The 19,764-nt window shown below is 71.4% G+C and carries 23 protein-coding genes; 10 read left to right on the plus strand and 13 right to left on the minus strand.

Annotation, left to right across the window (positions count from 1 at the left end):
* Both P3T37_RS35845 and P3T37_RS35850 read right to left on the minus strand, forming a co-directional pair.
* Positions 1 to 483, minus strand: a 483-nt coding sequence (locus P3T37_RS35845; protein WP_280728157.1) for a sigma-70 family RNA polymerase sigma factor, incomplete at its 3' end; no start/stop codon positions are given.
* A gap of 29 nt (positions 484 to 512) precedes the next feature.
* The gene (locus tag P3T37_RS35850) at positions 513 to 962 is read right to left on the minus strand and encodes a helix-turn-helix domain-containing protein (protein WP_280728158.1); all 450 of its coding nucleotides are present in this window, start codon (positions 960 to 962) and stop codon (positions 513 to 515) included.
* A 70-nt stretch (positions 963 to 1,032) separates the two neighbouring features.
* Between P3T37_RS35850 and P3T37_RS35855 the strand changes: the two genes are divergently transcribed.
* On the plus strand, positions 1,033 to 1,614 hold the full coding sequence (locus tag P3T37_RS35855; RefSeq protein WP_280728159.1) for a dihydrofolate reductase family protein: 582 nt from the start codon (positions 1,033 to 1,035) through the stop codon (positions 1,612 to 1,614).
* A gap of 123 nt (positions 1,615 to 1,737) precedes the next feature.
* Complete coding sequence (locus tag P3T37_RS35860) at positions 1,738 to 1,899, plus strand: YqaE/Pmp3 family membrane protein (RefSeq protein ID WP_280728160.1); 162 nt, start codon at positions 1,738 to 1,740, stop codon at positions 1,897 to 1,899.
* 83 nt (positions 1,900 to 1,982) lie between these two features.
* Here P3T37_RS35860 and P3T37_RS35865 read toward each other — a convergent pair whose 3' ends face one another.
* Positions 1,983 to 3,089 (minus strand): trypsin-like peptidase domain-containing protein, encoded by a 1,107-nt coding sequence (locus tag P3T37_RS35865; protein WP_280728161.1) that lies wholly within the window; start codon positions 3,087 to 3,089, stop codon positions 1,983 to 1,985.
* Positions 3,090 to 3,597: 508 nt separating this feature from the next.
* Here P3T37_RS35865 and P3T37_RS35870 point away from each other — a divergent pair.
* Positions 3,598 to 4,068 carry an ATP-binding protein gene (locus P3T37_RS35870; RefSeq protein WP_280728162.1) on the plus strand — a complete coding sequence of 157 codons (471 nt, stop codon included), beginning with the start codon at positions 3,598 to 3,600 and terminating at the stop codon, positions 4,066 to 4,068.
* Positions 4,069 to 4,150: 82 nt separating this feature from the next.
* Positions 4,151 to 5,056 (plus strand): SigB/SigF/SigG family RNA polymerase sigma factor, encoded by a 906-nt coding sequence (locus tag P3T37_RS35875; protein ID WP_280728163.1) that lies wholly within the window; start codon positions 4,151 to 4,153, stop codon positions 5,054 to 5,056.
* Between the two features lie 162 nt (positions 5,057 to 5,218).
* Here the strand turns inward: P3T37_RS35875 and P3T37_RS35880 are convergent, their stop codons facing one another.
* Positions 5,219 to 6,073: a hypothetical protein gene (locus P3T37_RS35880; protein WP_280728164.1), complete on the minus strand. Its 855-nt coding sequence runs from the start codon at positions 6,071 to 6,073 to the stop codon at positions 5,219 to 5,221.
* A 295-nt stretch (positions 6,074 to 6,368) separates the two neighbouring features.
* Here P3T37_RS35880 and P3T37_RS35885 point away from each other — a divergent pair, with 295 nt between their 5' ends.
* Both P3T37_RS35885 and P3T37_RS35890 read left to right on the plus strand, forming a co-directional pair.
* Entirely contained in the window at positions 6,369 to 6,866 is a 498-nt protein-coding gene (locus tag P3T37_RS35885) for a GNAT family N-acetyltransferase (RefSeq protein ID WP_280728165.1), read from the plus strand.
* 312 nt (positions 6,867 to 7,178) lie between these two features.
* A complete protein-coding gene (locus tag P3T37_RS35890; protein WP_280728166.1) occupies positions 7,179 to 8,084 on the plus strand; it encodes a carbon-nitrogen hydrolase family protein in 906 nt (301 codons plus the stop codon).
* 196 nt (positions 8,085 to 8,280) lie between these two features.
* Here P3T37_RS35890 and P3T37_RS35895 read toward each other — a convergent pair whose 3' ends face one another.
* Positions 8,281 to 8,646: an MmcQ/YjbR family DNA-binding protein gene (locus P3T37_RS35895; RefSeq protein ID WP_280728167.1), complete on the minus strand. Its 366-nt coding sequence runs from the start codon at positions 8,644 to 8,646 to the stop codon at positions 8,281 to 8,283.
* Positions 8,647 to 8,682: 36 nt separating this feature from the next.
* A complete protein-coding gene (locus tag P3T37_RS35900; RefSeq protein WP_280728168.1) occupies positions 8,683 to 9,642 on the minus strand; it encodes an alpha/beta fold hydrolase in 960 nt (319 codons plus the stop codon).
* A 103-nt stretch (positions 9,643 to 9,745) separates the two neighbouring features.
* Here P3T37_RS35900 and P3T37_RS35905 point away from each other — a divergent pair, with 103 nt between their 5' ends.
* Positions 9,746 to 10,342: a TetR/AcrR family transcriptional regulator gene (locus P3T37_RS35905; RefSeq protein WP_280728169.1), complete on the plus strand. Its 597-nt coding sequence runs from the start codon at positions 9,746 to 9,748 to the stop codon at positions 10,340 to 10,342.
* A gap of 71 nt (positions 10,343 to 10,413) precedes the next feature.
* Here the strand turns inward: P3T37_RS35905 and P3T37_RS35910 are convergent, their stop codons facing one another.
* Positions 10,414 to 11,703 (minus strand): MFS transporter, encoded by a 1,290-nt coding sequence (locus P3T37_RS35910; protein WP_280728170.1) that lies wholly within the window; start codon positions 11,701 to 11,703, stop codon positions 10,414 to 10,416.
* Between the two features lie 84 nt (positions 11,704 to 11,787).
* On the opposite strand from P3T37_RS35910, the gene P3T37_RS35915 reads away from it, so the two are divergent.
* Positions 11,788 to 12,285: a winged helix-turn-helix domain-containing protein gene (locus tag P3T37_RS35915; RefSeq protein WP_280728171.1), complete on the plus strand. Its 498-nt coding sequence runs from the start codon at positions 11,788 to 11,790 to the stop codon at positions 12,283 to 12,285.
* Between the two features lie 27 nt (positions 12,286 to 12,312).
* Here P3T37_RS35915 and P3T37_RS35920 read toward each other — a convergent pair whose 3' ends face one another.
* Both P3T37_RS35920 and P3T37_RS35925 read right to left on the minus strand, forming a co-directional pair.
* Positions 12,313 to 13,020, minus strand: a complete 708-nt coding sequence (locus P3T37_RS35920) for a glycoprotein (RefSeq protein WP_280728172.1) — start codon at positions 13,018 to 13,020, stop codon at positions 12,313 to 12,315.
* Positions 13,021 to 13,022: 2 nt separating this feature from the next.
* Positions 13,023 to 13,625, minus strand: coding sequence for a sigma-70 family RNA polymerase sigma factor (locus tag P3T37_RS35925; RefSeq protein WP_280728173.1), 603 nt, complete (start codon positions 13,623 to 13,625; stop codon positions 13,023 to 13,025).
* A gap of 263 nt (positions 13,626 to 13,888) precedes the next feature.
* Here P3T37_RS35925 and P3T37_RS35930 point away from each other — a divergent pair, with 263 nt between their 5' ends.
* Complete coding sequence (locus P3T37_RS35930; RefSeq protein ID WP_280728174.1) at positions 13,889 to 14,704, plus strand: SAM-dependent methyltransferase; 816 nt, start codon at positions 13,889 to 13,891, stop codon at positions 14,702 to 14,704.
* A 67-nt stretch (positions 14,705 to 14,771) separates the two neighbouring features.
* On the opposite strand, the gene P3T37_RS35935 is transcribed toward P3T37_RS35930, so the two are convergent.
* Together P3T37_RS35935 and P3T37_RS35940 are read right to left on the minus strand one after the other, a co-directional pair.
* Entirely contained in the window at positions 14,772 to 15,365 is a 594-nt protein-coding gene (locus tag P3T37_RS35935; protein ID WP_280728175.1) for a DinB family protein, read from the minus strand.
* Positions 15,366 to 15,420: 55 nt separating this feature from the next.
* Complete coding sequence (locus tag P3T37_RS35940; protein ID WP_280728176.1) at positions 15,421 to 16,311, minus strand: LysR family transcriptional regulator; 891 nt, start codon at positions 16,309 to 16,311, stop codon at positions 15,421 to 15,423.
* A 77-nt stretch (positions 16,312 to 16,388) separates the two neighbouring features.
* Between P3T37_RS35940 and P3T37_RS35945 the strand changes: the two genes are divergently transcribed.
* On the plus strand, positions 16,389 to 17,132 hold the full coding sequence (locus P3T37_RS35945; protein WP_280728177.1) for a hypothetical protein: 744 nt from the start codon (positions 16,389 to 16,391) through the stop codon (positions 17,130 to 17,132).
* Positions 17,133 to 17,135: 3 nt separating this feature from the next.
* Here the strand turns inward: P3T37_RS35945 and P3T37_RS35950 are convergent, their stop codons facing one another.
* Positions 17,136 to 17,642, minus strand: a complete 507-nt coding sequence (locus tag P3T37_RS35950) for a universal stress protein (protein WP_280728178.1) — start codon at positions 17,640 to 17,642, stop codon at positions 17,136 to 17,138.
* A 204-nt stretch (positions 17,643 to 17,846) separates the two neighbouring features.
* Entirely contained in the window at positions 17,847 to 19,553 is a 1,707-nt protein-coding gene (locus P3T37_RS35955; protein ID WP_280728179.1) for a glycerol-3-phosphate dehydrogenase/oxidase, read from the minus strand.
* Positions 19,554 to 19,764 lie beyond the last annotated feature (211 nt).

Here is a 19,764-nt window from a genome sequence, read left to right on the forward strand (position 1 = left end):
GATGAGCACGGCGCGCTGGCGGGCCGGGAGTCGCTGGATGGCGGCGAGGAAGGCCAGCTCGATCGTCTCCTTGGCGGTGACGACCACCTCCGGCTGCGCGTCCGGTGGCGCCGGTGCCTCCAGCAGCCGGTCGGGGTAGGGCTGAAGCCAGGGCACGTCCAGTGGCGGCGCCGGCACGCCGCGCGGGTCGGCCGGCCCGGACACGTCCGTCGACCAGACCCGGGCTCTGCGCCGCCGTAGTGCGTCCAGGCACGCGTGGGTGGCGATCCCGTACAGCCAGGCCCGGAAGGGGGCGCGCCCGGCGTAGCTGTCCAGCCGGGCCCAGGCCCGCAGGTACGTCTCCTGCACGGCGTCCTCGGCGTCCTCGACCGAGCCGAGCATCCGGTAGCAGTGCACCTGCAGCTCATGACGGTACGGCTCGGCCAGCCGAGCGAAAGCACCCTGGTCGCCGGTCCGCGCGGCGTCCACCATCGATCCGTCCACAGACGTATGACGCGCAGGAGGGCCAGAATTCATCGGTGGTATCCAGATGTGGCCTGGATCTCGGCCGGGTCGTCCACACGACCACACTGGGCGCAGATCGTCTGCTGGGCGACTCCGGCGCCGCACACCGCGTGGGTGTAGAGGATCGGCGGCGGGCCATCGGTCGCCCACTGGTCGCCCCACTCGGTGAGTGCGACCAGCGCGGGCGCGAGGGCTCGCCCCTTGTCGGTCAGCAGGTACTCGTACAGTTCGGGCCGCTCGGAGTACCTGTTGCGCCGCATGATGCCGGCCTGGACGAATCCGTCGAGCCGGGCCTGCAGGATATTGGTCGCGATGCCAAGGCTGCGCTGGAAGTCGCCGTAGCGGGTCGACCCCGCGAACAGGGCGTCGCGCACGATCAGCAGGCTCCAGCGTTCGCCGATCACCTCCAGTGAGCGGGCGATCGAGCACACCTGTGAGTCGTAGGTCTTTCCCAGCACGCTCCAAAGCCTACCGGTGGCACTTGCATCATGAAAGTGCCAGGCTGGAAGGAGACCCCGGGAGGCGGACATGCGGAAGCTGATCGCAGGAATGAAGATCTCGCTCGACGGGCTGTGCGAGGGCCCGGAAGGCTATGCGGACTGGGTGGAGGCGTGGTCCGACGACTACGACCTGATGTCGCGCGTGGACGCGTGCGTGCTCGGCGCCGGGATGTACCGCAACTACGAGCCGTACTGGACCTCGGTGCAGAACGAGCCGGACAAGCCCCACTGGCTCGGCGACGGCCTGCCGACGCCAGCCGAGATCGACTGGGCCCGCTTCGCCGCGCGGACCCCGCACTACGTGCTGTCGAGCACCCTGACGTCGGCGCTGTGGCCGAACACGAGCTTCGTGTGCGGAGCCGACGACGTCGCGGCGCTCAAGCGGCAACCCGGCAAGGACATCTACCTCATGGGCGGCGCTCGAACGACGGCGAGCCTGATCGATGCCGGGTTGGTGGACGAACTCCGGCTCATCGTCTATCCGTTGATCGCCGGTGAGGGAAAGCCGCTCTTCACGGCGGCGGAACGCCGTCACGAGCTGGAACTACAGAAGGTCCAGCAGCTCTCCCGCGGGCGGGTGGGCCTGACCTACGGGACCGTAGCCGCATGACGCCTGGCGCGGCGCGGCGCGGTCGCGCTCGCGCGGGGCGACGCACGGGGGCGGGGGCACATGTCGATCGCGCCACTGGGTAGACGAACGTCGAACCATCTCGCCCGACGGAAGGCCGGTCCCATGGTCAAGGTGCTGCTTGTCCTGCTCTGTCTGGTTCTTCCCTGGTTGGCCGTGCTGATCAAGGAGGGACCGAGCATGCGGGTGCTGTGGGCGTTCCTGCTCCAGCTGTGTGGGCACATCCCAGGGGTGGTCTACGGCATCTACCGGGTGGTGCAGGACTGACCGGAAGCCTCAAGGCCGCAGGAAGCGCCGCAGGCGGGTGAGCGGCCAGGTGTTGACGACCAGGCCGGAGACGGGTACCGGTGTCAGTCGGCCGGACCGCTGGCCAAGGTGAGCGTCGCGCTGTGCTGCGCTCCGTTCGCGTCGATCCACTGGACCGTCACGTGGTGGCCTGGTTTCTGGCTGATCATCAGATCGGTCAGTGCGTCCGGGCCGCTGACGGACTGCCCGTTGACGGCGGTGATCTCGTCACCCGCGGTGAGCGCCGCCTGTGCGGCCGGGGAGCCCGGGACCACCCCCGCTATCAACACGCCGCCGGTGTCCGCTCCCGAGCCCGAGCCGGACCCCGAGCCGGACCCCGAACCCGTCGCGACCTCGACGCCGATGAAGGCCGTCGGCCCGACGTGCACGTCCGTACCGGCCTTGCCCGCCGTGATCTGTTCGGCCACCGGGAGCGCCGTGTCGATCGGGATCGCGAAGGCCTGCGGCGAGGACAGCTGTTGCGAGTCGGTCGTCGTGGCGCCCGCGGTGTCGATGCCGATGACAGCGCCGGCGGAGTCCACCAGCGCACCGCCCGAGTCGCCCGGCTGGACGGCCGCGTCCACCTGGATCATGCCGGTCAACTGCTCGGCCGTGCCGCTCTGCTGATCGCTCGCGGTGATCGACTGGTTGAGAGCGGTCACGCTGCCCGGTGCCGCCGACGGCGTCTGATCGGTGCCGCCGGCGTTGCCGATGGCCACCACCGCCGTGCCCACCGCCACCTTCGAGGAGTTGCCCAGCTTCGCTGTCGCCAGATTGGAGGCGTCCTTCAGCTGGAGCACCGCCAGGTCGCCCGTGCGGTCGTAGCCGACCACGGTGGCCGTGTAGGTGTGGCCGTTGCCGATGTCGGTCGCAGTGACCGAGGAGGCGCCGTCGATCACGTGGTTGTTGGTGAGCACCTCGCCGGTGGCGGTGAGCACGATGCCGGTCCCCGCGGCGTACCCGCCCTGGTAGCCGAGCGTGACGTTGACATCCACCAGGCTCGGGTCCACCGCGGCGGCGACACCGCTCGCCGCGCCGCCGTCGCCGGACGCGGGGGCGTACGGCGTGGCCGGCCCGGCGGGCGAGGCGGTCGCCGTGGCCGGGGGCCGCCAGAACGCGCGGTCGACCCCGACACCCGCCGCGGCGGCCACCACCACTGCGGCCAGCAGCACCAGGGACCTGCGCCTCCTGTGCCGCCGTGGTGGCAGCGGCGGATGTCCGTGGCCGGGCGGCACGGGCCCCGGCGGATACGGGGGCATCGGCGGCAGGCCGGACCCAGGCGGCTGCGGTGGCGGGCCCCAGCCCGCGATCGGGGGGCTGTCCCCGGACGGGATCGGCGCCCCTGGTTCCTGATTTCCGTTCACGACGGCCTCATCAGAAGGTCTCGGCGAAGACACTCCAAGAACCTGCGGCCCCGGCGGGCCGAGTCGGTGCTTCCTCCCTCCATGATGCGAGGCCGGAGCGTGAAACCGTGTGAGCGTTGGATGAGCTTCTTCTTTAACGAGGCCGACTCGGCGCACGACCGCAGTTGCTCGGTGGAGCCACCGGTGGCTCCACCGCGACGCTTCGCCACGCATGCCGGGTTGGCGCCGGGGTAGGCGAGGGGCGGCCCGAAAGCTGACGGGCCGGTAGTGGGAAGCCGGCCGGTTCCGCAGTCACACGAGTTCGGAGACGAGGAGCATGGACGTTCCCAGCGCGGGCACGCCTGAGCCACCAGGTCTGCCGACCCATGGCCAGCGGCGTCGGCTGCACCTGGCCGGGACGCGGGGGCAGGTGGCTCGTGGCCGGGACTTCACCCGGCAGGCCCTCGCGGACTGGCACTGGCTGCCGGAGCGCGGCCGGGGCGAGCCGGGTGCTGCGGAGGATGCGCTGCTGCTGGTGTCCGAGCTGCTGGCGAACGCCTGCCTGCACGCCGGCGGGCCGCACGGTCTGCTCCTGGACGCTTCGGCCGAGCGTCTGCGGATCGAGGTGACCGACGGGAGCGGCACGCTGCCCTCGCCCCGTCTGCCGCACGAGCCCGGTCGGCCGGGTGGGCACGGGCTCCATGTCGTGCAGCGGCTGTCCGACCGGTGGGGTGCGACACCGACCGCTGAAGGGAAGACCGTGTGGCTGGAGATCGCGGCGCCCAAAGCGGGACATAACCGAACGTAGTGGACTACTTGGCGTTTGAGGCGCATCACCGATAGTGATAGGGGTAGAGGCGCACCACGACGACACCGACGGAAGGAACGTCATGACGGCGCACCGCGCTTCCCTGACCAATCCCCACCCCGTTCACGACACCACCACGTCGTCGGACATCGCGTCCAGCACCTCCGTGCCCCCGGCTGAGCCGCTGGACCCGCCGCACATCGACGACCCCAGGGCCGTCGCTCCGCAGGATGCCCGTGAGCTGTCCCGCGCCCTGCTGGCCAGGCTGACGGACCTCGAAGAGGGCACCGCCGAGTACTCCTACGTCCGCGCCACCCTGATCGAGCTGAACATCTCGCTCGTCAAGTACGCGGCGCGCCGCTTCCACTCGCACTCCGAACCGATGGACGACATCCTCCAGGTCGGCACCATCGGCCTCATCAAGGCCATCGACCGCTTCGAGCCCGACCGCGGCCTGGAGTTCACGACCTTCGCGATGCCCACCGTCATCGGTGAGATCAAGCGCCACTTCCGCGACACCACCTGGGCCGTCCACGTCCCGCGCCGGCTGCAGGAGCTGCGCCTGAGCCTGGCCCGCGCCGCCGACGAGATGGAGCAGCGCCTCGACCGGGCACCCACCGTCGCCGAACTCGCCGCCCAGCTGGAGGTGAGCGAGGAGGAGGTCATCGACGGGCTCACCGCGAGCAACGGCTACACCGCCGGCTCGCTGGACATGCAGCTCGAAGACGACTCGCCCGACAGCACGCTGGCCTGCCGACTCGGCTTCGACGACACCCGCCTCGCCCGCGTCGAGGACCTCCACGCCCTCAAGCCGCTCATCGGGGCCCTCCCGGACCGCGATCGCACGATCATCTCGATGCGCTTCGTGGAGGAGCTGACCCAGGCGCAGATAGGGCGGCAGCTCGGCATCTCGCAGATGCAGGTCTCACGCCTGCTGAGCCGCGCCCTGGCCACCCTGCGCACAGGGCTGCTTCACGACGCCGGCTGACTCGAGGCCGGCTGACTCGACGCCGGCGAAGGCAACCACACGCTGCTGCACGGCGTCCGCCGCCGCCGCGCATGCGATCTCGGCCTGGGCGAGTCGTTCCGCGGCGGCGGGCGGCGCTTCGAGGTGGACAGTGCCCTCCCTGGTCCGAGTGAGACCGGTCGGTCAGCGCAGGGCCTGCGACTGCCAGTAGGCGAAGGTGCGAACCGGGTCGCCGTCCAGCCGCCACGGCCAGGGAGTGACCGTTCGTCCGATCATCCGGAAGACCTCGTCGGCCTCCGGAACCCGCTTGGCCTGGACCAGCGCATAGGCCAGCACGTTCAGATCGGCCAGAGCCGCCGCGTGCTGCAGATGGCCGGGCCTGGTCCAGTCGGTCAGTGCCCGCTGCACCGCGGACTCGACGCGCGGCTGCGACCACTGCTTCCTCGCCATCAGCGCGTCGACGCCGCCGCGGGCGACGGTCCGGTGGTGGTGGTCGACGATCGCCATCAGTTCCAGGCCCGCAACCGGCGCCGCGGTCGGTCCCGCCGGAGGCAGCCCGAAGCGGACGGAATCGACGAAGTCGAGTACCTGGCCGTGCGATCCGCACTCCTCCGGCGAAAGGTAGCTCAGCATCTGGATATGCGCCTCGCGGTTCCAGGTGTCGCGCGCCGTCACCTCGTTCCAGGCTGCGATCATGTCCCGCTGATCGCACCGGACCAGCCGCAGTATCCCGATCAGCACCAACCAGGGAGTCGGGTCATTCGGCTGGAGTTCGGCGGCGCGATAGCACGCGTTGGCCGCGGCCTGCGCGTCCGCCATTCCGCCCGCCGTCCGACCGTGTGCCAGCTCGGCCCATGCCTGGAGGATCAGCGCATCGGCGCTGTTGGGGCGGCGTCTCAGCCAGGACCGCGCAAGGCTCGACTCGGCCACCGAAGCAGCGAGCACCGAGAACCGGTGCGCTCGCCGGTCCCAATCCGTTCCGGTATTCCGAATCAGCCGCTCGATCTGATCGAGCTGAATATCCGTCAGGCCCGGCATGGGAGGCGTGTCAAGCTGCTTGCACACCCTGCCCAGATCGCGGTCATCGAGTTCTGGAGCCAGCTGGGGGCCGGAGTTTCGAAGTCTTCCAAGGATTGACACGGCCGCAGCCTAGAGGCATTCCCGGGCGCTAGAAAGGCCCCGGATTGAATTGTTATTCGAATCAGATGCAGAACAGATGCAGAACGAGCGCAGAGCCGGCGCAGAGCCGGCCCCGAAAGCCGGAGTCCTCATGAACCTGACCATTTCCGGCTCGCCCCCACCCTTGGCTGGTGATCGTATTAGCATGCCGTTCATGTCTCCTCACGATCTGACGATTCGCCACGCCCTTGCCGAGGACGACCGAGCCCTGGCCGACCTCAATCTCTCCGCCTGGTCCTGGCTGAGCGACGTCGCCCCACGACCCGCCGCAGACGCCGGCGTCTTCGACGAGCGCCACGACCCCGACGAGTACCTGGTGGCCGAGCAGGGCGGTCGCCTCGTCGGCTTCGTCCGCGCGGTACCGCCGACCCCGCTGGCCAGCAACCAGCACGTCCGCCAGATCCAGGGCCTCGCCGTGCACCCCGCCGCCCGCGGCAACGGCATCGGAGAGGCCTTGATCGAGGCAGCCTGCGCGACCGCCCGCACCCGGGGAGCGCGCCGCGTCACCCTGCGGGTACTCGGCCACAACCTCCCCGCCCGCCGGCTGTACGAGCGCTGCGGCTTCACGGTCGAGGGCATCTGCCCGGAGGAGTTCCTGCTCGACGGCCGCTACGTCGACGACATCCTGATGGGCCGCCGGCTGGACGACTGACCCACCTCCGGTGGTGGTTGACGGCGGGCGGGGGCGACGGCATGATGATGCCTCGCGTGGCCTACGCCGAACCTCCTGCGACCGTCCCCGGCACGGTCTCCCATCGGAGGCAAAGGGACCAGCGTCTCAGGTCGTTGTCGCAGCCCGATCGCCTCGGGCGGGGTTGCCGGGGAATCGTCGCTCAAGGCGTGGAAGGCCGCGATGACAGCCCACAGGAATTTCAAGCGCCAGGTGCGCGCCCGCGCCGCCAAGACGGGCGAGTCCTACACGTCTGCCCTGCGGCACTTCCGTCCGACTCCCTCAGGAGACGTCATGTCGGAAGCAAGGAACCCCAGGATCGTGCGACTCGCCGTCGCGCAGACCCCCGCCAGTGAGGACCCCCGAGACGTTGACGCGCTGCGCGAGAGCGGCCGTCAGGTCCGTGCTCTGATGCGCGAGGCCAGTGCCCGGGGCGCGCGGATCGTGCACTTCCCGGAAGGCGCGATCTGCTTTCCGAACAAGCTCGTGATGTCCGCCGACGGCCCGGACGCGGTCGGCCCGGCGGACTGGGACCGGTGCCAGTGGCCGGTTCTGCAGGCGGAGTTGGCCGCGATCGCCGCGCTGGCGGGCGAGTTGCGGCTGTGGACGGTGATCGCCTCGGCGCACCGCCTGACCGAGCCGCACCGCCCGCACAACAGCCTCTACGTCATCTCCGACCGCGGCGAGGTCGTCACGCGCTACGACGAGCGCCTGCTGTCGAACACGAAGGTCTCCTACCTGTACACGCCGGGCGTATCGCCGGTGACCTTCGACGTCGACGGCGTGCGCTTCGGCTGCCTGCTGGGCGTCGAGATCCACTACCCGGAGCTGTTCGCCGAGTACGAGAGGCTGGACGTCGACTGCGTCCTGTTCTCCACGACCGGCGTCCGTCCGGGCAACGCCGCCGCCCAGGCCCGGGGCCACGCCGCGGCCAACAGCTACTGGGTCAGCTTCTCGGTGCCGACGCAGCACAGCGCCACCGCACCCTCCGGGGTCATCGCCCCCAACGGCGACTGGCTCGGACGGTGCCCCGCGGACGGTTCGCCCTCGCTGGCGGTCGTGGACCTCGACGACGGCTGCGAGGCCGCCGCCGAATCGGTCACCTACGCGCGCGCCTGGCGCCGTGAGTCGCGCGCGGGCCTCTACGCCGGGCGCCAGGTGAGCGACCCGCGCAGCGAGGACCGCACCGCGGCCTTCTAGCGCACACAACGCAGGGGGTTGGGGGGGCGGGGGGGGGGGCCCGGGGGGGGGCCCCCCCCCGGGGGGGGGGGGGGGGGGGGGCGGGGGGGGGGGGGGGGGGGGGGGGGGGGCGGGGGCCCCCCCCCCCCCCCCCCCCCCCCGGGGGGGGGCCCCCCCCCGCCCCCCCCCCCCCCCCCCCCAACCCCCTGTCGCGGTGTCAGGTCTTCCGTCCCCGGCCGGGCTTCGGCGCGGGGAGGGTCTGAACGAGGTCCTCGGGCGCGGCCTGCTCCCAGGAGTCCACCAGGATGTCGTACAGCTCGGCCAGGTCCTCCAGAGCGGCGAGCCGTACCCGCACCCAGGCGGAACTCGCCTCGTGCGGCGGCACCCAGAACTTCTCCGGCTCCGCCGCGATCAGCTCCACCCGGTCATACCTGGGGCACCGCACGGCGAAGGACGTCTGGTCGTCGGGGACCGTGACGAACATCCTCCCGGCCACCCGGAACGTCGGAATGCTCCACGCTTCCTTCTCCACCGTCTGCGGGAGGGAGAGCGCGATACGACGGACGTCATCGGCATTGATCACGGTCACCACACTAGCGACCGGCGTCTGCGGTCCGGGTCACTTGGATTCGACCTGTCCGAGCGGGTCGGGTCCGGCCGTCAGCGCGTCGCGCGCCGCCTGCCAGGCGGGATCCCCGGGGTAGAGCTCGCTGCGGAGGTAGGCCCAGGTGAGCCGCTGGACGGCGGCGACTCGCTCGGGGTTCTCGTCCGTGGTCTCGGCGACGTCGTATCCCGAGATCCCGCCGAGCCCGTGCTCGGCGTCGAACAGGGTGAGCAGGGACTTGGGGCCGGGGGAGAGGACGTACGGATCGGCGTGCCAGTCCGCGCCCCGGACCGTCAGGTGGGCGGAGGTGTCCTTGTCGCCGGCGACCACGAGGGTGGGCGTCGTCATCGCGGAGAAGTCCGTGGTCAGGAGGAATGCGAGGTTCTCGGCCACGGACTCGGTGAGGGCATCGCCGCCCCGGCCGGGTGCGGCAAGCAGTACACCCGCCTTGATCCGCGGCTCGGCGAGGTTCACCTGCGTGCCGTCGTCGGGATCGGTGAGCCGCGCGCCCAGCAGCAGGCTCGCGGTGTGCCCGCCCATCGAGTGCCCGACCACGGCGACCCTGCCGCGGTCCAGGCGCCCGAGGAGCTGCGGGACGGCGGCCTCGATCTCGTCGAACCGGTCGAGGATGCGTCGCATGTCCTCGGCCCGCGAGCGCCAGTGCAGCGGAGCCCCGGGGGTGTCGGGGGCCAGGCTCAGCGTCGTCGAGCTCAGGTGGGTGGGCTGGATCACGACGAAGCCGTGCGCCGCCCAGAAGTCGGCGAGCGGGGCGTAGCCGTTCAGTGAGGAGAGGTTGTTCGAGTAGCCCTGACCGTGCGAGAGGAGGATGACCGGCAGGTCGTTCCCGGTCACGGGTGCGGAGACCCGCACCTGAAGGTCCACGGCTCGGTCGGGGGAGGGCAGCACCACCGGACTGACCGAGAGGACGGGGGTGGGTGAGCTGAGGATGTCGGCCGGGTACGTCGAGTCAGTCATGATGGGCGTTCCTTCGGCTACGATAGAAGCGGAGCGTTGTTCCGATTACGATACGGAGCACTGTTCCGCTTTGTCAACGGCCGTCGTCGGTAAGGAGAACGTGGTGTCCACTGGCAACCCCTCTGAGGAGGCGCCGGCCCGAACCAAGCGGGCCGACGCGCTGCGCAACCAGCAGACGCTGCTGGCCGCCGCCGCCGCGGTGTTCGTCACCTCCGGCGTCGACGCGCCGATCCGCGAGATCGCGGCCAGAGCGGGCGTCGGGATGGGGACGATCTACCGCCACTTCCCGACGCGGGCGGACCTTGTCGTCGCGGTCTACCGCCACCAGGTCGAGGCCTGCGCCGAGGCCGGCCCGAGCCTGCTGGCCGACGCCGACTCCCCGCTCGCGGCGTTGCGCGAGTGGGTCGACCTCTTCGTCGACTTCCTGGTCACCAAGCACGGACTCGCGAACGCGATGCAGTCGGACAGCGGCGGCTTCGAGGCGCTCCACAGCTACTTCCTCGACCGCCTGGTGCCCGTCTGCGCCCAGCTGCTCGACGCCGCGGTCGACGCCGGCGAGATCAGACCCGGCACGCAGGCCTACGAACTGATGCGCGGCATCGGCAACCTCTGCGTCGGACGGGACAGCGACCCGCGCTACGACCCGCGCCGGCTGGTCGACCTGCTCCTGCGGGGGCTACGGCGGCCGCAGGCGTCCTGACGCCTCGCCTCGTTCGCAGAGCCCCGTTCGCAAAGCCGCGTTCGCAGGGCCGCGTTCGCAGAGCCTTGCTCTCAGACCTCGCTCGCCACCAGCGGCTCGGCGTAGGACGGCAGTTCGCGCAGCCGGCGCAGCGGCGAGAGGAAGACGGGCAGGAAGGCGAGTGACTGTCCGACCGCCGCGGCCAGCAGCGTGCCGCGGACGCCGATCGTCGAGCCGAGCAGGCCGCCGAGCAGCGCCCCGAACGGCATCGTGCCCCAGACCAGGAACCGCATCGTCGCGTTCATCCGGCCGAGCAGCCCGGGCGGGCACAGCGCCTGCCGGAAACTGACCTGGTTGATGTTGTAGACCACGATGCCCATCCACATCGCGATCTGCGCGACCGCGAACAGCCCCACCGTCCAGTCGCGCTGCACGAACGGGGTGACCAGCGCGCACGGTCCGGCGACCGCGATGGCGATCCAGATCGCCGGGCCCTGGCCGACCTTCGCCGCGAACCGGCCGGCCACCAGCGCGCCGATCAGGCCGCCCACCGCCGCGGTCGAGGTGAGCAGGCCGATGAAGCCTGGCGAGAGCCGCAGTTGGCGGGCGAGCAGCACGTAGAAGACGGCGGAGGCCATCGAGCCGAAGAGGTTGGCCGAGCTGGTGCACAGGGCGATGGCGCGGAGCATCCGATTGCCGAGCACGAACCGCAGGCCCTCGCGGATCTCCCGGAGCAGGTTGGCGTCGGGGCTGCGCTCGGGGCGCGGCGGCCGGGCCTCGATCCGCGCCACCCACGCGGCCGACCACAGGAAGCTGAAGGCGTCGGCCAGCAGCGCGTAGGGCGCGGTGAGCGCCTGGATCAGCGCGCCGCCGAGGCTCGGGCCCGCGATCTGGCTGACCGACTCGCTGGCCTGGAGTTTCGCGTTGCCCTCGACCAGCAGCTCCCGGTCGATCAGCTGGGGCAGGTAGGACTGGTAGGCCACGTCGAAGAAGACCGTGCTCACCCCGGTGGCGAGTGCCACCACGTACAACTGCTCGATCGTCAGCACGCCGAGCAGCCGAGCCACCGGGGCCCAGGCCAGCAGGGCGGCGCGCACCAGGTCGTTGACGATCAGCACCCGGCGCAGGCGCATCCGCTCCACCCACGCGCCGGCCGGCAGGCCCACCGCCATGAACGCGGCGGTCTCGCACGCCCCCAGCACCCCGACCTGCCAGGTGTCGGCGTGCAGCACCAGGATGGCGACCAGCGGAAGCGCCAACTGGCTGACCGTCGCCCCGAACTGGCTGACCGTCTCGCCGACCCACAGTCGACGGAAGTCCGCGTGCCGCCACAGTCGCCCGCGGTGGGCCGGCCGGTCGGGCGAGGGCTCGGGAGCAGTCATGGGAGTTACCGTGGAATAGTGATTGGGTTTTGTCAATCACTTATCCTCGACGTGGCCTCCCGGCCCTCCCGTAGGCTGACGACCATGACCGAACGCCGCCCGGCGACCGACGCGGAGGCGAAGGCGCTGGCCTCCGCGCTCCGCCTGCGAATTCTGCGCATCTGCCTCGGCGAGGCGCGCACCAACAAGGAGATCGCGGCGATCCTCGGCTCCGATCCCGCCAGCGTGCTGCACCACACCAGGACGCTGGTGCGCACCGGTTTTCTGCAGGCCCAGGAAGAGCGACGCGGCGCGCGCGGCGCACGGGAGATTCCCTATCTGGCGACGCGGAAGTCCTGGCAGCTCGATGCGCCCGCACAGGACCGGTCGCTGCTCGACGCGTTCCTGGAGGAGCTGGCCCTGGCCCCCGCGGCCGAGGTCGACAGCACCCGGCTCGGGCTGCGCCTGCCGCCGGCGCAGATGGCGGAGTTCCAGACCCGGTTGCACGCCCTGCTCGAGGAGTTCGCCGCCCGCCCGGACGACCCGACCGCGCCGGCCTGGTCGCTCTTCATGGTGGTGCACCCCGACCCGAACCGGCCCTGACGCCGGAGCCGGCCGGTCGGTGCCGAGTCACTGGGTGGTGTACTCGAACGAGCGGGGGAGGTCGGGGGAGAGGGCCGGGATGTCGCCCAGGTCGGGGTGGCGGTGGTAGTGGAGGCTGTTGACGGCGGCCTCCAGGGTGTGCGGCAGGACCAGGGGGCGGCGACTGTGGCACTGTCTGATCAGGTCTTTCTGGACGTCCTGGGGGAGCAGAGCGCGCAGTCCTCCCTCGGCCTGCCGCCGGAGCTGGGCGGTGGCGTCCCGGGCGTGGGCCCGCCAGTGGTCGGCGGTGCGGTGCTCGGCTCGTTTGCGGTGGGCGAGGAAGAGGCAGAAGGCGGCGTTGCGGCTGCCGCTGCCGGCGGCGAACTGCCACCAGAAGGTGGCGGCGTCGCGGTAGCCGGCCAGGTGCAGGAGGGAGCCGAGGATGAGGGCGCCGGCGGGTTCGATGTCCTCGGTGTCGGCGAGTTGGCGCAGGCCGGCGGCGGCCTGAGGGGCGGTGAGGATGAGGGTGACGGCGAGGTCGAGGTCGTGGGCGGCCTGGTCGGAGGGGGCGGGGAAGCGGTGCGGGATCTCGTCCCGGGGCCCGGCCTGCCTGGCCTGCCTGGCCTGCCTGGCCTGTACGGCCTGCTGGGCGCGGATCAGGGCGGCGTGGGTGTCGTAGTCGTCGTAGTCGTCGACGAGGATCTCGGCTCCGTCCAGGACGGTGTCGATGGCGGGGCGGGGCTGGTCGGTACGCACGGTCACTCTTCCAGGTCGGGTGGCGCGGGCAGGTGCAGTTCTCGGGCGAGGGCGCGTTTGGCGTGCCGGATGTGGGAGCGGACGGTCGCCTCCTCGATGCCGAGGCGCTCGGCGGTCTCGGTGGCGGTCAGGCCCAGGACGTACCGCAGGACGACGGTGTCGTACTGGCGGTCGGGCAGGAGCGCGATGGCGGCGTAGAGGCCGAGTTCGCTCTCGATGACGGCGAACTGGTCGCGCAGTTCGCTGACGAGGAGTTTGCCGATGGTGGCGTGGAACGCCGCGGTGCCGACCAGGGCGGGCTGGCGGCGGTGCTGCTGGAGCCAGGCGTGGACGTGGTCCTTGAGCAGGGTCCAGGCGTGGCCCGGGACGGATTCCTGTTCGAGGACGTGCTCCCAGCTCTCCAGCAGGTCGGCGCACAGCGCGTCGACGACGCCCTGGGCCGCCCTGCGGCTGCCGACCTGGGTGTGGGCGTAGCGGAGCCAGAGTTTGTGGTGGTACTCGTGGAAGGCGGCGAACGTCATCATGCTGTGCCGCCAGCGGGGTTGCGGGCGCAGGAGGTGGACGTCCGTGGCGTGGGGCGCGTCGGTGGTGGGGTGGCGTCCCATCAGGTCTCCCAGACCGTCATGGTTTCCAGATCGATGGTCACGGATGTCCCGGTTGGTGGCACCGCACCGCTCCACGGTGGAGCGGACGTCGGTGGAGACAGACACGTTCTCTTACTGGTCAGCCAACCGGATAAGTCGGCTCTCCGTGCAGCACCGCTCCAAGATCTTTGACGCTCCGGATAAGTACGACTACTTTCCGCACATGCTCGCAGGCGGCCATCATGGTGCAGACGGACCGGCAGACGGTAGTGAGGGGGCGCACGATGGCGCGCGAGGACGGCGTAGTGGACCTGGAGTTGGACCGGGCGCACTCAGCCCGGATGTACGACTACTTCCTGGGTGGCACGACGAACTTCCCCGCCGACCGCGAGGCCGCGGCCCGAGCGATGACGGTCTTCCCCTCGATCCTGGCGACCGCACGGATCAACCGCCGCTTCATGCACCGCTCCACGCGCCTGCTGGCGGGTGACCTCGGCATGACCCAGTTCCTGGACATCGGCACCGGAATCCCGACCTCGCCCAACCTGCACGAGGTCGCCCAGGGCCTGCGCCCCCGGGCCCACGTCGTCTACACCGACAACGACCCCATCGTCCTCACCCACGCCCGCGCGCTCCTGGAGAGCCATCCCGCCGGGCGCACCGCCTACGTGCAGGCGGACGTCACCGATCCCGAGGCGCTCCTCGCCTCGCCCGCCCTGCTCGACACCCTGGACCTGAGCAGGCCGGTGGCCCTGAGCCTCAACGCGCTGCTGCACTTCGTCCCCGACGACCGCGGCGCCCACCACATCGTCGACCGCCTGAAGAGCGCCCTGTCCTCCGGAAGCACCCTCACCATCACCCACGCCACCCCCGACTTCGACCCCGAGGGCATCCAGCGCCTCACCACCGCCTACCAGGCCGCCGGCACCCCCGGCCAGGCCCGCACCAGGGACGAGGTCGCCCGCTTCTTCGACGGCTGGCACCTCCTGCGGCCCGGCATCACCGCCACCCACCTCTGGCGCCCCGACCCCGAGGACGACTCCACCACCGTGACCAGCACCGAGGCCTCCTGCTACGCGGGCGTCGCCCAGAAGCCGTGAGGCGCTGAAGCCGTGACGCGCTCGGACGAGTACGGCCGGCTTCAGTGCTCCACTCCCCGAGGCGGCGTCAGCCCTGCCTGGCCTGGGCCTCCTTGGCGGATTCCTCCAGCTTGTTCCAGTACTCCTGGTACCAGGAGTCGTCGCCGCCGTCCATGTTGCTGTTGCTCGCCCGCATGCCCGTCTTGCCGTCGATCAGCTCGCGGACGATGTCGGCGTGGCCGGCGTGCCGGTTGGTCTCGGCCGTCACATGCAGCATGATCCGCTGAAGCGTCACGTCGCCGGTGTCGCCCCACCACGGGACGTGGCCCATCGCGTCGAGCGGCAGCGCCTCGATGGTCGCGTCCGCGTGCGCCACGGCGCGCTGGTAGAGGCCGAGGATGGACTCGCGCGACTCGTCGGCGGTTGCCCACATGTCCGCGTTGGGCTCGGCGTCCTCCCCCTCCCAGGGGAGGGACTCCTCGTGCGGGCGGCCGAAGGTCGGGCCGAAGTACCCGAGTTCGACGCTGGCGAGGTGCTTGACGAGGCCGAGGAGGTTGGTGCCGGTCGGCGTCAGGGGGCGGCGGACGTCGTACTCGGACAGTCCGTCGAGCTTCCAGACGACGGCCTCGCGGACCGCCTTGAGGTAGCGGTGCAGGTCGTCCTTGGGGTCATTGGGCTTCATGCGGCCAAGTCTTCCACCACCCACCGACAACGGGTCCAACGGGAGTTGGTCCCGGTCATCCGGTGGCTGCCGCGAGGGCGGCTGCGAGGAGCGCCGGCGGAGTGCCCGGTGGGCTGCTGTGCAGGGCCTCGGTGCGGTGCACCAGCCGTGGCGCGGCGAGGGGGACGGTGCTGATGCCGGGGACACCGTCGATCGAAGACTGGGGGAGTAGCGCGAGTCCGTGTCCTGACGCGATGAGTGCGTTCAGTGCGTGCAGGTCGGTTCCTTCGTAGCGCAGCGACGCGCGGTAGCCCTCGGAGCCGCTCGCGGTGCGCAGGTGCGCCAGCGGGATGGCGGTGTCGGGTGCGTCGATCCAGCGGGCGTCGGTGAGGTCGACCAGACGCAGACCGGCGCGGCCGGCCAGCGGGTGCCGGGCGGGGAGTGCGACGGCCAGAGGCTGCTCTGTGACGGCCAAGGCCGTGAGCGGGCCGACGTCGGCGAGGTGGAGCGGGTCGTTGGGGGCGGCGATGCCGTCGACCAGGCCGAGGTCCACGGCCCTGGCCGCTACCTCGCGTGCGACGGCCTCGCGGCCGAGGAGACGCACCGTCACGTCCAGGCGGGGTTGCGCCTGGCGCAGGTCGGCAAGCGTTCGGACGAACCGCGGACTCAAGGCGAGCGGTGAGAGGCCGATGACGATGCGGGAGGCGGGCGCCGCGGTCAGACGCGCGATGTCCGCACGGGCGGCGTCCAGCCGCAGCAGCAGCGGCCCGGCGTGCTCCAGCAGCCGGACGCCGACTTCGGTTGGGGCGACCGGGCGCCGTAGCAGGAGGCTCGCCCCGAGGTCGCTTTCGAGCGTGGCGATGTGCTGGGACACGGCCGACTGCGTGTAGCCCAGTTCGCGGGCCGCCTCGGAGAACGAACCGCACCGGGACACGGCCACGAACGTGCGGAGCAGATGCGGATCCATGTCCATCAGTATCGCTAATGAGTAGACCAGGAATCATCGCTGGTGCTGAACTCGGGTTCCGGGTCAGGATGGTCGACATGACTGAGCCTGTGAACGCCTCGACAGCCCGTGTCGCACTGGTGGGCGACCGCTCGCCCAGTGTCCGGGCCCACGCGCGCATCCCTGGTCTCCTCGACGCGCTCGTCCGGCGCGACCAGCTGGTCCTGGACGCGTACTGGATCCCGACCCAGGACGTGGAATCCGCTGACGTCCTCGCCGGTTTCGACGCCGTCTGGCTGGTGCCCGGCAGCCCGTATCGCAGCGAAGCGGGCGCGATCACGGCGGTCCGCACCGCGCGTGAGCGGGGGATCCCGTTCCTGGGCACCTGTGCCGGCTTCCAGCACGCGGTCCTGGAGTTCGCCCGCGACGTGTGCGGGCTCTCCGGCGTCAATCACGCGGAGAACCAGCCGGACGCGGACGACCTGCTGATCGTCCCGCTGGCCTGCTCGCTGGTCGGCCACGAAGGCGTGGTCAACGTGGAGAGCGGATCGCTGGCGGAGCGCGTCCTGGGCGCCGAGCGGACCGTCGAGCGCTACCACTGCTCCTACGGCACGAGTCCGGAGTACCTGGATGTGCTGCGCGCCCACGGGCTGCGCTTCAGTGGCCTGGACGAGGCGGGTGAGGTGCGCATCGCCGAGCTGGCGGACCACCCGTTCTTCCTCGCGACCCTGTTCCAGCCCGAGCTCGCGGGAGACGGCACCCGGCCCCACCCGATCATCCGGGCGCTGGCGTCCGCTGCGGTCGAGCATGCCGCCAAGGGCGTTGTGCAGACACTGACTTGAGAGTCAGGCCGCGAGGGCAGCGGGCCGGTTCCGGCTGAGCGCGCCGGTGGGCGCGGTCGGGGCCGGGGCCGTCGGCGGCACCGCGATCACGGGGCAGGCCGCGTGCGCCAGGCAGTAGCGGCTCACCGAGCCGGCCAGGATCCGGGCGAGGGTGCCGCGGCGGCCGGTGCCGACCACGAGCAGGTCGTCCGGGCGGTCCGCGACCTGCGCCAGGACGGGCCCGGCCTCGCCGCGGACGACCATCGGCTCGATCCGCACGCCCGCCGGCCGGCCGCCGAGGGCCTGCGCCAGGACGGCGTCGAGCTGGTCGGCGGCACGCTGCTCCCAGAGCTTGGCGAGCGGCGGGCACGGGTGGGCGCGGTAGGCGGGCTCCCCGCCGACGGGCGTCCAGGCCAGCACCGGGACCAGGACCGCGTCGCGGCGCGCCGCCTCCTCCAGGGCGCGGCGCAGCACCGCGGCGCTGCCGCGCGATCCGCTGACTCCGACGACGACCCGGGTGTCCTCAGCCATGATGCTTCGCTTCCTTCGTTCTGGGGGATCCGGCCACCAGTCCTGTGATTCGCAGGTCTGGTAGCCGGATGCCCGACTGTTCAGAGAGTCGGATCCCGACTTTCCCTGAGATCAGTAGAAGCCCGGAACGGCCCGAAACGGACGCCCTTGACGCGCCGGCTACGCGGGACGGGCTCTTCTTGACGAACCCTTGACACCCCGAGCTCACGCCGGCGGGACGATCTCCGGTGCGCCCAGCCGGACCGCGTCGGCGCCGACGTCGTCGGGCTCCTGCTGTGCGGCTCGCTCGGCCGCCACGCGCTGGGTGTAGTGGGCGATCTCGCGCTCGATCTGCTCGGCGTCCCAGCCGAGCGGGCCGGCCATCAGTTCGGCCACCGGGCGCGCCGCGTCCACACCGCGGTCCCAGGACTCGATGGAGATCCGGGTGCGGCGGGTGAGCACGTCGTCCAGGTGCCGGGCGCCCTCGTGGGTGACCGCGTACACGGCCTCCACCCGCAGGTAGTCGTCCGAACTGGGCAGCGGCCTGCCGAGCGAGGGGTCCTCGGCCACCAGGGCCAGCAGTTCGTGGATCATCGAGCCGTAGCGGCCCAGCAGGTGTTCCACCCGCGCCACGTGCAGACCCGAGCGCTCGGCCAGGCCGTACCGGGCGTTCCAGAGCGCGAGGTAGCCCTCGGCGCCCACCAGCGGGACGGTCTCGGTGGTGCACGGGGGCACCACCTTCTCGCCGTCCAGAGCCTGGACCGCCTCGTCCACCGCGTCCTTGGCCATCACCCGGTAGGTGGTGTACTTGCCGCCGGCGACCACCACGAGACCGGGCACGGTGTGCGCCACCAGGTGCTCGCGGGAGAGCTTGCTGGTCTCGGCGGCCTCGCCCGCGAGCAGCGGGCGCAGGCCCGCGTAGACGCCCTCGACGTCCTCGGGGACCAGCGGGGTGATCAGCACCCTGTTGACGTGCTCGAGCAGGTACGCGATGTCCCGGGAGGTGACGGCGGGGTGGGCCTTGTCCAGGTCCCAGTCGGTGTCGGTGGTGCCGACGATCCAGTGCCGGCCCCAGGGGATCACGAAGAGCACGCTCTTCTCGGTCCGCAGGATCAGCCCGGACCGCGAGTTGATCCGGTCCCGCGGGACCAGCAGGTGGACGCCCTTGGACGCCCGCACGTGGAACTTCCCGCGGGCGTCGGCCAGCGCCTGGGTGTCGTCGGTCCAGACGCCGGTCGCGTTGATCACCTGCTTGGCGTGGACCTCGATCTCCTGCCCGCTCTCCAGGTCCCTGACCAGAGCGCCGACCACCCGCCAGCCCTGCCGCAGGAAGCGGACCACCTGGGTGCGGTTGGCGACGAGCGCCCCGTAACTGGCCGCGGTGCGAACGATGTTCATGGTGTGCCGGGCGTCGTCCACCTGGGCGTCCCAGTACTGGACGGCGCCGATCAGGGCGTCGTCGCGCAGGCACGGCGCCTCGCGCATCGCCTGGCGCTTCAGCAGATGGCGGTGGTGCGGCAGCCCGCGCGCGGTGCCGGAGGTGACGCCCATGGTGTCGTACAGCAGGATGCCCGCGCCGACGTACGGGCGCTCCCACACCCGGTGGGTCAGCGGGTAGAGGAACGGCACCGGCCGGACCAGGTGGGGTGCGAGGCGCTGGATGAGCAGTCCGCGCTCCTTCAGCGCCTCCGCGACCAGCCGGAAGTCCAGCATCTCCAGGTAGCGCAATCCGCCGTGGATCAGCTTGCTGGACCGGCTGGAGGTGCCGGAGGCCCAGTCCCGGGCCTCGACCAGGCCGACCCGCAGCCCCCGGGTGACCGCGTCCAGCGCGCAGCCGGCGCCCACCACTCCGCCGCCGACCACCAGGACGTCCAACTCGCGGCGCCCCAGCTGGGCCAGCGCCTCCGTGCGGGCGCCGGTCGAGAGGCTCATCGTCTGGACCACAGTCTGCTCCGATCGGTCTCCCGTGCGTGCGTGCGTTCCGTGCGTGCGTTCATTGTGGGGAGACCGCGGGCAGCTGCGCCCGTCCAGCAGAGCTGATCGGGGCCGGCCCGAGGTCAGCCGGTGCGTCGCAGGGCGTCGGGTGTGAGGGCGGCGAGGTCGGGGTAGCCGTCGACCGCCATCAGGAGGTCGGCCTCGGCCA

It is taken from the genome of Kitasatospora sp. MAA4, assembly GCF_029893355.1.
GTDB lineage: Bacteria > Actinomycetota > Actinomycetes > Streptomycetales > Streptomycetaceae > Kitasatospora.

Coding starts and splice junctions, on each gene's coding strand:
- P3T37_RS35890 (WP_280728166.1), top strand. CDS start 7,179: ATGTCGGAAGCAAGGAACCCCAGGATCGTGCGACTCGCCGTCGCGCAG.
- P3T37_RS35880 (WP_280728164.1), bottom strand. CDS start 6,073: ATGCCGGGCCTGACGGATATTCAGCTCGATCAGATCGAGCGGCTGATT.
- P3T37_RS35875 (WP_280728163.1), top strand. CDS start 4,151: ATGACGGCGCACCGCGCTTCCCTGACCAATCCCCACCCCGTTCACGAC.
- P3T37_RS35935 (WP_280728175.1), bottom strand. CDS start 15,365: ATGAAGCCCAATGACCCCAAGGACGACCTGCACCGCTACCTCAAGGCG.
- P3T37_RS35870 (WP_280728162.1), top strand. CDS start 3,598: ATGGACGTTCCCAGCGCGGGCACGCCTGAGCCACCAGGTCTGCCGACC.
- P3T37_RS35885 (WP_280728165.1), top strand. CDS start 6,369: ATGTCTCCTCACGATCTGACGATTCGCCACGCCCTTGCCGAGGACGAC.
- P3T37_RS35930 (WP_280728174.1), top strand. CDS start 13,889: ATGGCGCGCGAGGACGGCGTAGTGGACCTGGAGTTGGACCGGGCGCAC.
- P3T37_RS35945 (WP_280728177.1), top strand. CDS start 16,389: ATGACTGAGCCTGTGAACGCCTCGACAGCCCGTGTCGCACTGGTGGGC.
- P3T37_RS35955 (WP_280728179.1), bottom strand. CDS start 19,553: ATGAGCCTCTCGACCGGCGCCCGCACGGAGGCGCTGGCCCAGCTGGGG.
- P3T37_RS35925 (WP_280728173.1), bottom strand. CDS start 13,625: ATGGGACGCCACCCCACCACCGACGCGCCCCACGCCACGGACGTCCAC.
- P3T37_RS35940 (WP_280728176.1), bottom strand. CDS start 16,311: ATGGATCCGCATCTGCTCCGCACGTTCGTGGCCGTGTCCCGGTGCGGT.
- P3T37_RS35915 (WP_280728171.1), top strand. CDS start 11,788: ATGACCGAACGCCGCCCGGCGACCGACGCGGAGGCGAAGGCGCTGGCC.
- P3T37_RS35860 (WP_280728160.1), top strand. CDS start 1,738: ATGGTCAAGGTGCTGCTTGTCCTGCTCTGTCTGGTTCTTCCCTGGTTG.
- P3T37_RS35855 (WP_280728159.1), top strand. CDS start 1,033: ATGCGGAAGCTGATCGCAGGAATGAAGATCTCGCTCGACGGGCTGTGC.
- P3T37_RS35950 (WP_280728178.1), bottom strand. CDS start 17,642: ATGGCTGAGGACACCCGGGTCGTCGTCGGAGTCAGCGGATCGCGCGGC.
- P3T37_RS35910 (WP_280728170.1), bottom strand. CDS start 11,703: ATGACTGCTCCCGAGCCCTCGCCCGACCGGCCGGCCCACCGCGGGCGA.
- P3T37_RS35900 (WP_280728168.1), bottom strand. CDS start 9,642: ATGACTGACTCGACGTACCCGGCCGACATCCTCAGCTCACCCACCCCC.